Source organism: Streptomyces sp. GC420, from assembly GCF_009916105.1.
Classification (GTDB): domain Bacteria; phylum Actinomycetota; class Actinomycetes; order Streptomycetales; family Streptomycetaceae; genus Streptomyces.
The window spans coordinates 1-13,234 of the sequence record NZ_JAAAXQ010000229.1 but is presented as its reverse complement, the minus strand read 5'-3'; the positions used below and the strand labels follow the sequence as shown (position 1 = coordinate 13,234).

Here is a 13,234-nt window from a genome sequence, read left to right as displayed (position 1 = left end):
CCCACCACCCGTTCACCAACCACCGACGCCGACAGCCTGGCCCCTCCCGTGGTGCAGATCCTGCTGTGCCGCTACCTCGCCGAGCACACGGTCGAACACCTCCGCTGCGTGGCCCAGACCCGCAACCGCCACCGCTGTACCCACACCGTCCTCACCCCCAACAAGCCCGCCGGTACCTGGAGACTGCTGCCCACCGGACCCTGCCGCGGCCAACTGGCCCTGCCCGACACGCTGATGGCCGTCTACGACCTGGGCCACCTCCCCTACAGCGAGCAACTGCGCTGGCGCGCCCAGCGCTGCCCCCAACACGCCGCTACCCCCGGCGCCGCCGACCTCGCCCTGGCGGGTTGGCAGACCTTCGACCTTCTCCTGCACGCGACCCATATCCGTACCCACTTGCCCCACCCACCGGCCCGCCAGCTCAGAAACCGGTGATGATGCCGCACCACGCCCTAGAAATCACGCTGACCCGACCCCTGACGGCAGCCGAACTCCGCCGTGCCGCCCAAGCCTGGCCGCTCGCGGCCAACTACGACGCCACCCACCTCATGGCCCTCGCGGGCGGTAAAAATCCCGAACGGGCCGCCCACCGCCTGCGCCGGCGTCTCACCAACCGACTGCCCATCGACGTGATCACCACCCACTACCCGGACGCGGACGGACACGTCCTGCTCAACATCGCCTTCCCGCCCGCCACCTACACCGCCCTGAAACGGGACGCCCGCCGCGCGGGCGTCATCCCCCAACGCTTCCTGCACGAGGCCCTCCATCGCGCCCTGGCCGAGCACGCCGACCGGGAGACCGACCGCCTCGACCGCGCCGTACGCCAACTCCTCACCGGCACCACCCCCGCTCACCTGCTGTCCGCCGTCGGGCACGCCCTCACCCGCCCTCTGGAAGGACCCACACCATGAATCCCACCGACGAACAGACGGCAGCAGCCGACGCCTTCCACACAGGCGACCATCTCGCCCTGCAGGCAGGAGCCGGCACTGGGAAGACCACCACCCTCGCCCTGCTCGCCCGCACCACCACCCGCCGCGGCCGCTACCTCGCCTACAACCGGGCCATCGCCCGCGACGCCACCGCCCGCTTCCCCCGCAACGTGCTGTGCAAGACCGCCCACGCCCTGGCCTACGCGGCCGTCGGTCACCGCTACACCCGCCGCCTGGGCGCCCCCCGTCGCCCGGCCTGGCAGACCGGACAGGCCCTCGGCATCACCAAAGCCCTCCGCATCGGCGAACGCGAGGTGACGCAAAAGGCCCTCTCCAACGCCACCCTTCGCACCGTCACCCGCTTCTGCCACACCGCTGATGAGGCCATCACCCGCCACCACGTCCCCCGCCTGCGCGGCCTGGAAGACACCGACATGCACGCCCAACTCGCCGCGCACATCGTGCCGTTCGCCCGCAAAGCCTGGGCCGACCTGCAACACCCCGACGACGGCGCCGTCCGCTTCGACCACGACCACTACCTGAAAATCTGGGCCCTCACCCAGCCACGTATCGACGCCGACTTCCTGCTGCTGGACGAAGCCCAGGACACCAACCCCGTCGTCGAACAGATCTTCCTCGCTCAGCGCGACCACGCCCAGCTGGTCATGGTCGGCGACTCCGCCCAGGCCATCTACCACTGGCGCGGTGCCAAAGACGTCATGACCGGCTTCGACGGCACCCATCTCACCCTGTCGCAGTCCTTCCGCTTCGGCCCCGCCCTCGCTGCGGAAGCCAACCGCTGGCTGCACCTGGCCGACGCCCCGATCCGGCTCACCGGCGCCCCCGCCGTGCCCACTGAACTCGGCCCCGTCGCCCAGCCAGACGCCGTGCTGTGCCGCACCAACGTCGGGGCCATGGCCCAGGTCATGCTGCTCATGGCCGCCGGACACCGGGTCGCTCTGGCCGGGGGAGGAGACAGCCTCCACGCTCTGGCGCTCGCCGCCCGCGACTTGAAGGAAGGCCGCCGCACCCACCACCCCGAACTCATCCTCTTTCCCTGCTGGGGCGATCTGCAGGACTACGCCACCCACGACCCGGCCGGCCGCGACCTGCAGCCCCTGGTCAACCTCGTCGACACCCACGGCACCGACGCCATCCTCACCGCTGTCGCCCTCCTAGCACCCGAACCGCACGCCCAGATCACCGTCTCCACCGTGCACAAGGCCAAGGGACGCGAATGGCCTTGCGTGCTCATCGCGGACGACTTCGTCCGAGCCCAGGACGAGAACTCTGACCGTCAGGCAAACGACACGACGCCACCTCACCCGATCGATGACGCCGAAGCCCGCCTGGCCTACGTGGCGGTCACCCGTACCCGCCAACGCCTCGACATCGGCGGCTTGTCATGGATCGAGGATCACCCCAACGGAAATCCCCTCCCTGTTGCGGCAGTGCGATGATGTACACGAGACTGCAGATCTTGTCCAGCACAGCCTGCAACTGTGTGCAGTCCGCCAACTGCCCGTCGGTGATGACCAGGACAGCGAGCGACAGCGGCCGTCGGCGCTCACGTGGAGCTTGCTGGTGAGCCCGCCGCATGAGCGGTCCATGTCACCTGTGGGCGTCGCCGGTCGCAGCATCAGTCCTTGATCGGAGGTGATGGACGCGCCTACCTCTGCGCTCAGGCCCTTGACCGTTCCGGCCTTGTGGGCGTTGAGGGGCTGTTCCATCTTCATGGCCTCGAGGACGACGATCAGGTCGCCTTCCTGGACCTCCTGCCCTCCTCGACGGCGACCTTGACGATCGTGCCCTGCATGGGGGACGCCAGGGTGTCGCCGGAGGCGGCGGGGCCGGACTTCTTGGCCGCGCGGCGCTTGGGCTTGGTGCCAGCCGCGAGGCCCGTGCGGGCCAGGCTCATGCCCAGGGACGACGGGAGGGAGACTTCCAGGCGCTTGCCGCCCACCTCGACGACGACCGTCTCACGGCCCACCTCTTCCTCCGCCTCGGCGTCGGCCGGGGCGGCGAAGGGCTTGATCTCGTTGACGAACTGGGTCTTGATCCAGCGCATGTGGACCGTGAAGGGAGCGTCCGAACCGGTCAGCTCGGGGGCGAAGGCCGGGTCCCTGACCACCGCGCGGTGGAACGGGATGGCCGTGGCCATGCCCTCGACCTGGAACTCCTCCAGGGCGCGGGCGGCCCGCTGCAGGGCCTGCCGGCGGGTGGCACCGGTGACGATCAGCTTGGCCAGCAGGAGTCCCAGGCCGGGCCGATCACGCTGCCGGACTCCACACCGGCGTCCAGCCGCACGCCGGGGCCGGACGGCGGGGCGAACGTGGTCACCGTGCCGGGGGCGGGCAGGAAGCCTCGGCCGGGGTCCTCGCCGTTGATGCGGAACTCGAAGGAGTGGCCGCGCAGCGGCGGGTCGTCGTAGCCGAGCTCCTCACCGTCGGCGATGCGGAACATCTCGCGCACCAGGTCGATGCCGGCGACCTCCTCGGTGACCGGGTGCTCCACCTGGAGGCGGGTGTTGACCTCCAGGAAGGAGATCGTGCCGTCGTTGCCGACGAGGAACTCCACCGTGCTGGCGCCGACGTAGCCGGCCTCCTTCAGGATGGCCTTCGACGAGGAGTACAGCTCGGCGACCTGCTCGTCGGACAGGAACGGGGGCCGGGGCCTCCTCGACCAGCTTCTGGTGCCGCCGCTGCAGGGAGCAGTCACGCGTCGACACGACGACCACGTTGCCGTGCCGGTCGGCCAGGCACTGCGTCTCCACGTGGCACGGTTTGTCCAGGTAGCGCTCGACGAAGCACTCGCCGCGGCCGAAGGCCGCCACGGCCTCGCGGACCGCGGACTCGTACAGCTCAGGCACCTCTTCGAGCAGATCAGGCCCGCGTCCAGGACGGTCTGGGCGAAGTCGGCGTTCTCGGAGAGGAAGCCGTAACCGGGATGGATGGCGTCGGCGCCGGACTCACGGGCCGCGTTCAGCACCTTCTCGATGTCCAGGTAGCTGGGCTCGGGCCACCGTGGGATATCGGTTGGGTGAGTAAGCGGCGGCGTTGGCCCCATCTGTTCTCCTATGGAGACGCTGAGCTCTGCGTCTGTCGCTGCCGTCGCATCACGCTGATCAGCGTGCCGGTGCTGGTGCGGTCCTTCCGGCCGGCGCCAGCACGTCTCACGCGCCGGTAACTCCGTCGACCTGCTCGCGGATCAGATCGGCATGATCGTTGTGACGTGCGTATTCCTCGATCATGTGCACCATGATCCAGCGCAGGGAGACCCCCTGATCGCCGACGTGACCCGCCTCCTGCTCGGACAGGTGACCGGAGTCGTCCAGCGATGCCTCAGCGATCAGCTCACGACCTCGGGCGACCTCCGCTTGCCAGGCAGCCGCGGCCTCGTCGAGTCCTCGTTGGTGCGGCGGGGCCCTGCTCCTGGACATCCTGAACAGGAGCAGGGCCCTGGCCGTGAGATCACGCCAGTTCTGCCAGGTTGTGCAGGTCGTCGCGGACGAGGCGGTCGCGTTCGGGCGCATCCAGCCAGCGCGCGTGGGAGCCGCGGTGGTCCTTTTTGACCCACAGCACGTCGTGCACCGTCTCGGCAACCGGACGCAGGTGGCTGATGACGGCCAGCAGTGTGTCGGTGCCGACGTGCGTGCGCAGGACCTGCAGGGCGCTGTCGAGGGAAGCGCTATCCAGGGTGCCGAAGCCTTCGTCGAGGAAGAGGCTTTCCATGCGGGTGCCGCTTCGGCCGTGCATCTCCATGAGCGCGAGGGAGAGGGCGAGCGATGCTTGGAAGGTTTCCCCGCCGGAGAGGGTGCGTGAGCTGCGGCGGGTGTGGCTGGTGAGGCTGACGATGTCGAAGTCGTCGGCGAAACCCAGCCGTCCGCCGGAGAGCTGCTGCAGCAGCTCACTGCCGTGCGCGAGCAGAGCGCGGGTGCGCAGGTCGGTGAGGTGGCCGAGGAACTTCCCGTCCGTCATATGGGTGCTCACTGCGTGCCAGGCGGCCAGCTGGCGCTCGCCTGCGGCCAGGGCATTTGCCAGTTGTTCCTTGTGGGGGATCTGGGACTCGGCCTTCTCCGCGTCGCTGAGGGCGCGTTCGGCTTCGCTGCGCAGGGTGCCGGCTTGGCTGCTCAGGCCGTCGAGGAGGGTGGGGTCCAAAGGATCCGTCTCCCCGGACATCTGCAGCATCGTGGTGCTGGGGTAGGCGACCGCCACCTCCTGGGCATGCGCAGAGAGCCGCGTAGTCAGCTCCGCCATGGCCGCGCGGGCCGCGGTGTCGTGTCCGTCCAGTGCCGTCAGCAGCAGCGTGCCAGCGATTTCCAGAGCTGCGGCGTACTCCTCCGCAGCTGCAGGGTTGCGCGCCACGGTGGGGGGAGGCAGTACGGGGCGTGCGGACTCCTCGACCAGTGCTGCTGCGCTGCTGGCGCTATCCGCCCAGCGCTGCAGCCGTACTTCGAGTTGATGCAGAGGGTCAGTGACCTCTCGCTGTTGGCGTCCTGCCAGTTCGCTCTGCTCGACAAGCAGCTCCTGCGCACGTGTCTGCAGTTGGGCCTGTTGTCCGGCCAGTTCCTGCTGGCGGCTCTGTTCGTGGCGCACTGCCTCAGCCGCGGCTGCCAGATGATCGGCGGTGGGCAGCTGCGGAGGTTGGGGCAGCGCGGTCCGTACGGGTTCAGGCATTGCGGACAGGCTTGCCAGCAGGCTGCGCTGCTCGTTCTTGAGGTGCTCGCTCCGTTTTCCAGCCTGCTCGCGGGCCTTGCCTGAGTCCTGTGTGGCTTTTTCCAGCACAGTGCGATCCGCGCCCAGTTGGGCTTCTGCCCGTGCCAGCGCACTCCTGCCGGCATCGGCTGCTTCCTGCAGCTGAACGACACGGCCGCGGGCGACCTGTAGGAGGACACCGGTCAAGGTCTCCCGCTCGACAGCAGTTGGCTGTGCGCCGTCGGCCAGGCGGGCAAGGGATGTCGCGACCGCGGTCTCCAACTCCTTGGCGAACGCAGCCGGCTGGGGGTGGTCGGTGCGCGAGGCGAGTTCCATCGCCTGCTCACGCACCGCAGGAAGGGACGCTTCGAGCTGAGCGGCGGCTTCCTTGACCTGCTGCTCGTGTTCCTGCAGGGTCCGCTGAAGCCCCTCGACCTCGTGCGTGTGGCGGGCGTGTTCCCGCTCGGCGCTGCTCAGCGCGGCGGAGGCACTCTCTACCGCGGCCGCGGCTTGAGCGAGGGCTTTGTCGTCCTGCGGCTGCGGCGGTTGGTAGTCGTCGGGCAGTGGTCGGGCACAGACGGAGCAGCCGTCCCCGGGGACCAGTCCATCGCCCGCGGTGTGTGCGGCCTCCTGGCGCCGGATGCTGTCCAGCATGTCCTGCGCCGCGACCACCGCGGCCCGCGCCTTCTCCGGGTCGCTACCGGGAGGATCCTGCAGGAGGGTACTGAGCCTCTTGCTGGAAGTGGCGCGGTTGGCACGCTGGAGGGCCAGTACGCCGGCTGCTTCGCCGGCGTGCCGGACGGCGGTCGTCAGTGCCTGCAGCACCTCGTTGGCGGCAGTGGCGTCCTCGTCGGTGTCCTGCGCCTGTGCACCCAGCTCGGCGACGTGTGTCTCGGTGTTCTTCAGCTCGTCGGCACGCCGGGCCAGGGCCTCTTCCTCGCTCGCGAGCTCGGCCAGGAACTGGGCGTGCTCCGCCTGCCCCTGTGCAAGGGTGCTGAGCCTGCCGGGCATGTCCCCGAGAACCTGGGCGGCTGCCGCCAGGACGTCGGGAGCCAGCCCCGCTGCGACGGCCCTCTCCTGCTCGGCAGCGACAGCCGTGAGGCCGTTCTGGACGGCGGTCTCGGCTGCGGCGTTGGCTTCCTGCAGCTGCTGCAGTTCTTCCTGGGCCTGCCGGACAGAGGCCGTGATGCGGCCGTAGTCGGCCACGCACCGCTCGGCGAGTTCGGCAGCGGCCTTCACACTGAGGCGGGCATGCTGCGACGTCTGTGCGGCCTCGGTCTGCAGCCGGCGCAGTTCGGCCAGCCGGTCGTCGAGGTCTGAGGCGCCGAGGAAGGCTCGTTCGTGCCGCTGCCGGTCTGCCTGAGCCTGAGCGCCCGGGTCGGCAAGCAGCCGGGCGTCTTCCTGCCGTGCCTGGCTGATGAGGTCCTTGATCCGGCTGACGGCTCCGTCGGCGAGCTGGCGTACCCGCTGCAGCTCGTCGACACCGAAGAGGGACTTCAGGATGCGGGCACGCTCGGCGTCACGTGCGTTGAGCAGGTCGCCGAAGCGTCCTTGCGGGACCAGGACGGAGGATTTGAAGGTGATGTAGTCGATTCCCAGGAGTTCGCGGACGGCCGCGTCGACAGCGCGTGCGCCGTCGGTGTGCTTGCCGTCCGGGTCCGTCAGCCGTGCCTGGGTTCCGCGGGTGGCGTGGAAGACGCGGTGTGCCCGCCATTCACGGCCGTCCACGCGGAACACGAGGTCGACGCTCATGGCCTGGCAGTCGTCGGAGCGCAGCTGGGCAGCCTGGTCGGTGAAGGAGCACCTGCCGTACAGGGCGACGGTGATGGCTTCCAGGATGCTGGTCTTGCCCGCGCCGGTGTCGCCGAGGATGCCGACGAGGGTCTTGCCGGTGAAGTCGATCTCGCAGGTGCCGGGGTAGCTGCGGACCCCCGAGAAGGTCAGGCGGACGATCTTCATGAGGAGGTCTCCGTACCGCCGTGTGCGGCGCTGGTCCAGGGGGCGGCGATGGCTTCGACGAGCAGATGCTCGGCGGGGGAGGGGGGAAGACCGGAGTCCGGCGTGTTCAGCAGGTCCGCGAACGCGACCACGACCTCGTCGGCGTGCTGCCCGGGGGTGCCGGCACCGGCGAGGTAGGCGCTGAACGCTGCAGTGACGTCGAGCTGCCCGTCGTCGGTGGCGTCGGCGCCCGACAGGACGGTGGCCCGAGTGGCCGCGCACTCTTCCTCGAAGTCCACCAGCACAGCGTCTGGTACCAGGTCGGCGATCCGTTCTCCGAGCCGGGGGACGGGCTCGTCAGTGCGGATGACTGCCTTGAGGTAGACGCCGGTGTACTGGGCGGCAGCGGCGCCGAGTTCCTCCAGGGTGCCGTCGAAGCGGGCCAGGCGCCGTCCGGAGCGCAGTGTGTGCGGGGTGGTGAGCGTGCGCCGGCCGGGGGCCGCGTCGACGACGGTGACGCTCTTGGTCTCCTCGCTCTCGCCGAAGTCCATCTGCAGGGGACTGCCGGCGTAGCGGGCGGGCAGACGCCCGCTGCCGACGGGCTGGGGTTTGTGGATGTGCCCCAGGGCGCAGTAGGCGACCTGCGGCAGGGCGTCCGCGGCGGTGGCATACGGCTCGCGTGCCTCCCACATCCGCTCGCTGTAGGAGGGCACGGCGCTGGCCACGTACTGGTGGGCGGTGAACAGCAGCACGTCGCGGCCGGGGTCGTAACCGTCGAGCAGCCGGGCGAGCAGAGCGTCCTGCAGTTCGCGCAGGCCGGCCGCGTAGGCGCCCTCGGTGGTCCCGAAGCCGGGGAACAGATGCAGGTAGCGGTTGGGGTGCACGTACGGCAGGGCGGCCAGGCGGATGCGCTCGTGTCCGTCGCGGCTGTCGAAGTCGAGCACGGTGCCCGGTTCCGTGTCGCCCCGGCTGTGCACGAAGCGCAGGCGGCCCTGGTCGGCGTCGGGCCGCAGTGTGCACACATAGGACAGCAGGTCGAAGAGTTCGGGGGAGTCGTGGTTGCCGCCCAGCACCACGGTGGGTGCGATACGTGCGAGGCTGTCGAGGCAGCGCATCGCGCGCAGGATGTCCTTGTGGGCGGGCCGATAGGTGTCGAACAGGTCGCCGCTGTGCACGATCAGATCGGGCTGCACGGACTCCGCTATGGCGGTGATCTCGGCGAGGACGGCGTCGAACTCCTCGTCCCGGGAGCGGCGCCCCAGGGTGCGGCCCAGATGCCAGTCGGATGTGTGCAGGGCTTTCATGAACGGCTCTCCTCGGTGACGGCAGGACTGCCCGATGCCCACTGCGCAAGCGGCAGTTGGCGAAGTGCCGACGACTCTACAGCAGCAATCACAGGAGAAAACTGGAAAACCTTGGAATACGGTAGGGTGGGAGTCATGCACGAGCATCTGGACGCACTCGAACAACGCATGCATCAGCTGCAGCAGGCCATGCGGCGTGCCCAACTGGCCCGTGACAGCGAACAGATCCAACAGCTCCGTGGCGAACTGCGGCGTGCCCAGCGCGCCTGGGACGCCCTCTTTGCACAGGCCGAAGAGGGCGAGGAGAGCAACGCCTCCGATGGTGGCGAGAACAACGCTTCGGCGCAGGAGGCTCCGGCAGAGCCGCAAACCCTGCTGCCCGCACGCGAACAGGTCCACCAAGTCCTGACCCTGCTCGCCGTGCCCGCCGCCCCCAAGCTCATCAGCACCGTCCATGAAGCCTTCTTCGCCGGCGGACTGGCCCCCTCCCGGCTGACCAGCCTGCGCCGTGACGAGGAACGCTCCTACCGCAGCGCCCCCGGCGCCCGCCCCTACTACCTGTGCCCGGCGCTCACCTCCGACTTGCTCTCACCCGCTCGCGGCCTGCTCACCGTCAGCACCTGGTCTTTGGAACAGCGCATCGTCGGCCCGCTCAGCGCCCGCGTCCACTTCCTCACCAGCGCCCTGAACATCGCGGACGCCGCCGAACGCCTCGACACGGCCACCCTGCCGCTGCCCGTCCGCCAACTCCTCGTGCGCTACGCCCAGAACATCCCCGGCGCCCAGCCCCCCACAGGGCACCCCGGCCCGGCCGTAGCCCCCCTCGATCTGGCCCTGCTGCGCCGTGCCGCCGAGGACGAACTCACCCTCCACACCGCCAGCGACACCACCACCCGCACCCAGGCCGCCGCCCGGGCCCGCAGCCAACTCGGCACCGCGGAACTGCTGTTCGGAGGATCCTTCCAGTCCGCCCGCCGCCTGCGCTCCGTCCCCTGACCGCCTGCGCCCTGTCCCCGCAAGGAACATCTGTGAGTCAGCTCAACGACCGGCTCGCCGCGCTGCGCGGCCCCGTCCCTGCCAAAGGGCACGATGCCCGCACCCTCGCGGCCCTGACCGCCAACCCCGGCTGCAACCGCCGGGCCCTGCTCGACGCCGCCGGCATCGACAAGGACGCCATCGCCGTCCATCTGGGCAAACCCCGCCCGCTCGCCAAGTCCTCCCTCGCCCTCAGGAGCGGAGCCACCTTCGAACAGCAGGTCAAGGCCGACGGCTGCGCCGAACTGCTGCGCCTGCTGCGTGACGTCCTGGATCTGCCGCTGCCCGAAGCCGCCCACACCGACCTCGCGGCGGTCGGCACCCAGGACGCCTCCCCCCAGGTGCGCTATGTCCACACCCGCAATGCCGTTCTGGAAGCGCTCCGGTCCACGAGCCCCGCCCGCACGCTGCTTGATCACCCGATCCTGCAGCTGACCGTCGCCGGCCACCCGGCTTATCTCGAGCCCGACGTCGTCGCCTTCCAAATCGACGGCGTCTTCCACATCATCGAGATCAAGTCCTTCGCCGTCGTCGACCAGCAGGCGAGCGGGACGAAAGTGGCCGCCGCCGTCACCCAGGCTGCCGCCTACGTCCTCGCCCTGCGCGAGCTCCTCGCAAAAGAAGGCATCGAGGGCGACAGAGTCTCCCACGACGTCATCCTCGTCACGCCCCGCAACTTCGCCCGCCGCCCCACCGCCAGCGTGGTCGATGCCCGCAAGAAGATCGCCGCCCTCACCCGGCAACTCAACCGGCTCACCCGAGTCGAGCCGCTCCTCGACGCGCTGCCGGCCCGCATCACGTTCGACCTGGTCCTCGATCAGGACGAGCGGCCCACCCGCGACCCCAAAGAACTCACCGCCGCACTGCAGGCCACCACCACCCGCTACACCCCCGCCTGCCGTCATTTCTGCGACCTGGCCTACGTCTGCCGAGGCGAAGCCCGCGATGACGGATCGATCGACGTCCTGGGCAGCGAAATCAGCGACGACCTCGGCGGCATCGACCACATCGGCACCGCCCTGCGCCTCGCCGACGGCACCCGCACTCCCGCCGCCGACCAGGCCGACCTGGCCGCCCTCCGACACGCCCACGCCGTCCGCACCCAACTGCGGGAGTCCGCATGAGCCGACTGTCCACACTGCTGCGCCTTGAGGCAGCCGAGACCGAAACGGTGCAGGACGCCAGCATGGTCGGCCACTTCCACCTTGCCGAGCAGCCACTGATCTTCCTGCCGCTCAACCGCTCCGGCACCGAAGCGACCTTGCTGGCCGTCATGTTCGGCAACGAACCGGGCCGCCCCCAGCTCCTGGTCGCACCGCCCCACGGGCGGCCCACCGAGTTCCTGGAAGAACTGGCCAGCCACATCCTCGCCTACATCGAAGGCTTCCAGAACACCGAACACCTGCCCGCGAAAGGCAAGAAGCCTGGCCGCGAGCGTCACACCCATGCCCCTCAACTCCTGGTCGCCAACCGCAGGTCGCTTCCCTACGTCGGGCGGCTGGGCCGTGCCCTGCGTTTCACCGAGCCGCCCGAAGGCAGCGACCCGGCCCGCAGCGTCGGCCGCCTCGGCCAGTGGCTCACCTTCTTCGCCGACCACGCCGAACACCCCGGCTCCGCCCTCCTGCTGGCCCTGACCGATCTGCTGACCACCCGCTGGGTCACGGGCCAGAGCCGTCTGGAGGACGAACATCTTGCCGCCCTCCTGGCCTGGATCGATCCTCCCCCCGGCACCACAGGCCTGCGCGCCGCGCTCGATGCCGAAAACCCCCAAGTCCCCGGCCCTGATGGCCAACTGCACCGGCCCGCCGGCCCGGCCACCGACCCCTCTTTCGACAGTCTCGAGCTCGACCCTCTGCTGACGGCCTACGACGACGCCGCCAAAGAAGGCAACACCGCCGCGATGATGAGGCTCACCGACCGGCTGCACACCCTCCTGCACAACTACCTTAAGCCGACCTGGGACGACGCCTGGCACGCCCTCGGCCTGCTGCGCAACCTGCCCCAGACCCACGACGCGCAGCGCCGCTGGGCCGCCGACCGCGACCGCTTCACCGCCTACACCACCTACCTCGCGGCCGACGGACGCCCCCAGCCCATCAAGGACGATCCCGTCTCCGCCGCCCGCCGGCTCGCCCGCATGGAACTGGCCCAAGGAGCCTTCGACGCCCACCGCGCTTTGGAGGACCCCTACTTCATGGCCGAGCGGCGCACCACCGGAGAAGCCGTCGCCGGCACCGTCACCGAGGTCGACGCCCACCACACCGTCCCCGGCGCCCGAAGCCCCAAACTGCGCCCGCGCCTGACCCTGCACACCACCGACCCGGTACGCCTGGACATCGGCCATCTGCTCGCCGGACCCCACAACCCGCGCGTGCACATGGCCGTGCGTGCCATCACCCCTCAAGGCCAGGGCACGGACCTCCTGCTCGAGGTGATGACGCTCACCGGCACCGTGAACAAGCCCAGGACCGACTCCGTGCCCGCCGTCGGTGATCTGCTCGAGCTGACCTTCGCCCCCGAGTTCTTCAGCCGGCCACCGTTCCCCAGCCGGGAGAACACTCCCTGGACCCACGGCGGCCCCCAGCACAACCACCCAGCCGCCGTCCTGGAGGAGACCGAGGAGCCCCAGCCGTGACCCAGCCCCCGATCCCGCCCGTGGAACTGGCCGGCCAAGCGGTCAACGCCGTCCTGACCGCACTGACCGGCACCACCACGCGACCCCTCGTCGTCGACTCGCCCCCCGGCGCAGGGAAATCGACCCTGGTCGTGCGTGCAGCCCGTGCCCTTGCCGACGCCGGCGAACAGTGCATCATCATCGCCCAGACCAACCACCAGGTCGACGACCTCCTGGTCAGCCTCGCCGACCCAGAAGCGCCCCGGCTGCGCCTGGGACGCCTCGCCGGGCACAACTACGAGGCACCCGAAGAAGTCCTGGCCCTGACCGACACCATCATCAGCAAGGACATCAAAGACGTCCTCGCCTGCGACGTGATCATCGCAACCGCCATGAAATGGGCGTACGTAGACGGCCCCCGCTGGAAGTGGGCCATCATCGACGAGGCCTACCAGATGCGCTCCGACGCCCTCCTGCTGATCGCCAAGCTCTTCGACCGGGCCCTCCTCGTCGGCGACCCCGGCCAACTCGACCCGTTCTCCATCGTCAGCACCCCCCGGTGGACCGGACTGCCCCACGACCCCCTCAACAACGCCGTCACCGTCCTGACGAACCACAACGACACCAGCACCCACACCCTGCCCGTCTCCTGGCGGCTTCCCGCCTCAGCAGCCAGCATCGTCTCCCGGGCCTTCTACCCCTTCACCCCTTTCC

General features: G+C 69.7%; 8 protein-coding genes and 3 pseudogenes. 7 read left to right on the top strand and 4 right to left on the bottom strand.

Going from position 1 to position 13,234, the window contains the following annotated elements; all coding sequences use genetic code 11:
- The 3 genes and pseudogenes from GUY61_RS24715 to GUY61_RS24705 all read left to right on the top strand — a co-directional run.
- Positions 1-435, top strand: a pseudogene (locus GUY61_RS24715) (hypothetical protein); the annotation flags it as partial.
- Positions 436-437: 2 nt separating this feature from the next.
- Entirely contained in the window at positions 438-914 is a 477-nt protein-coding gene (locus tag GUY61_RS24710) for a hypothetical protein (RefSeq protein ID WP_208106422.1), read from the top strand.
- The gene (locus GUY61_RS24705; RefSeq protein ID WP_166632444.1) at positions 911-2,395 is read left to right on the top strand and encodes a UvrD-helicase domain-containing protein; all 1,485 of its coding nucleotides are present in this window, start codon (positions 911-913) and stop codon (positions 2,393-2,395) included. The genes GUY61_RS24710 and GUY61_RS24705 overlap by 4 nt, the downstream gene beginning before the upstream one ends.
- 192 nt (positions 2,396-2,587) lie before the next feature.
- On the opposite strand, the pseudogene GUY61_RS24700 reads toward GUY61_RS24705, so the two are convergent.
- The 4 genes and pseudogenes from GUY61_RS24700 to GUY61_RS24685 form a co-directional block, all read right to left on the bottom strand.
- Positions 2,588-3,953: pseudogene (locus tag GUY61_RS24700) on the bottom strand (biotin carboxylase N-terminal domain-containing protein); the annotation flags it as partial.
- 154 nt (positions 3,954-4,107) lie between these two features.
- A pseudogene (locus GUY61_RS24695) lies at positions 4,108-4,344 on the bottom strand (DUF664 domain-containing protein); the annotation flags it as partial.
- Between the two features lie 61 nt (positions 4,345-4,405).
- Positions 4,406-7,588: an AAA family ATPase gene (locus GUY61_RS24690; RefSeq protein ID WP_166632443.1), complete on the bottom strand. Its 3,183-nt coding sequence runs from the start codon at positions 7,586-7,588 to the stop codon at positions 4,406-4,408.
- Positions 7,585-8,871 carry an exonuclease SbcCD subunit D gene (locus GUY61_RS24685; RefSeq protein WP_166632442.1) on the bottom strand — a complete coding sequence of 429 codons (1,287 nt, stop codon included), beginning with the start codon at positions 8,869-8,871 and terminating at the stop codon, positions 7,585-7,587. The genes GUY61_RS24690 and GUY61_RS24685 overlap by 4 nt, the downstream gene beginning before the upstream one ends.
- A 135-nt stretch (positions 8,872-9,006) precedes the next feature.
- Between GUY61_RS24685 and GUY61_RS24680 the strand changes: the two genes are divergently transcribed.
- The 4 genes from GUY61_RS24680 to GUY61_RS24665 form a co-directional block, all read left to right on the top strand.
- On the top strand, positions 9,007-9,867 hold the full coding sequence (locus tag GUY61_RS24680) for a hypothetical protein (protein WP_166632441.1): 861 nt from the start codon (positions 9,007-9,009) through the stop codon (positions 9,865-9,867).
- Positions 9,868-9,899: 32 nt separating this feature from the next.
- Positions 9,900-11,030: a hypothetical protein gene (locus GUY61_RS24675; RefSeq protein ID WP_166632440.1), complete on the top strand. Its 1,131-nt coding sequence runs from the start codon at positions 9,900-9,902 to the stop codon at positions 11,028-11,030.
- Positions 11,027-12,541 (top strand): hypothetical protein, encoded by a 1,515-nt coding sequence (locus GUY61_RS24670; protein ID WP_166632439.1) that lies wholly within the window; start codon positions 11,027-11,029, stop codon positions 12,539-12,541. Before GUY61_RS24675 ends, GUY61_RS24670 begins: the two co-directional genes overlap by 4 nt.
- A partial coding sequence (locus GUY61_RS24665; protein ID WP_313896838.1) for an AAA family ATPase occupies positions 12,538-13,234 on the top strand: 697 nt, incomplete at its 3' end. The genes GUY61_RS24670 and GUY61_RS24665, both read left to right, overlap by 4 nt.

What these genes read in the sequence shown, in the direction of transcription:
- GUY61_RS24710 (WP_208106422.1), top strand. Translation starts at nt 438, where the DNA reads ATGCCGCACCACGCCCTAGAAATCACGCTGACCCGACCCCTGACGGCA.
- GUY61_RS24690 (WP_166632443.1), bottom strand. Translation starts at nt 7,588, where the DNA reads ATGAAGATCGTCCGCCTGACCTTCTCGGGGGTCCGCAGCTACCCCGGC.
- GUY61_RS24680 (WP_166632441.1), top strand. Translation starts at nt 9,007, where the DNA reads ATGCACGAGCATCTGGACGCACTCGAACAACGCATGCATCAGCTGCAG.
- GUY61_RS24670 (WP_166632439.1), top strand. Translation starts at nt 11,027, where the DNA reads ATGAGCCGACTGTCCACACTGCTGCGCCTTGAGGCAGCCGAGACCGAA.
- GUY61_RS24705 (WP_166632444.1), top strand. Translation starts at nt 911, where the DNA reads ATGAATCCCACCGACGAACAGACGGCAGCAGCCGACGCCTTCCACACA.
- GUY61_RS24685 (WP_166632442.1), bottom strand. Translation starts at nt 8,871, where the DNA reads ATGAAAGCCCTGCACACATCCGACTGGCATCTGGGCCGCACCCTGGGG.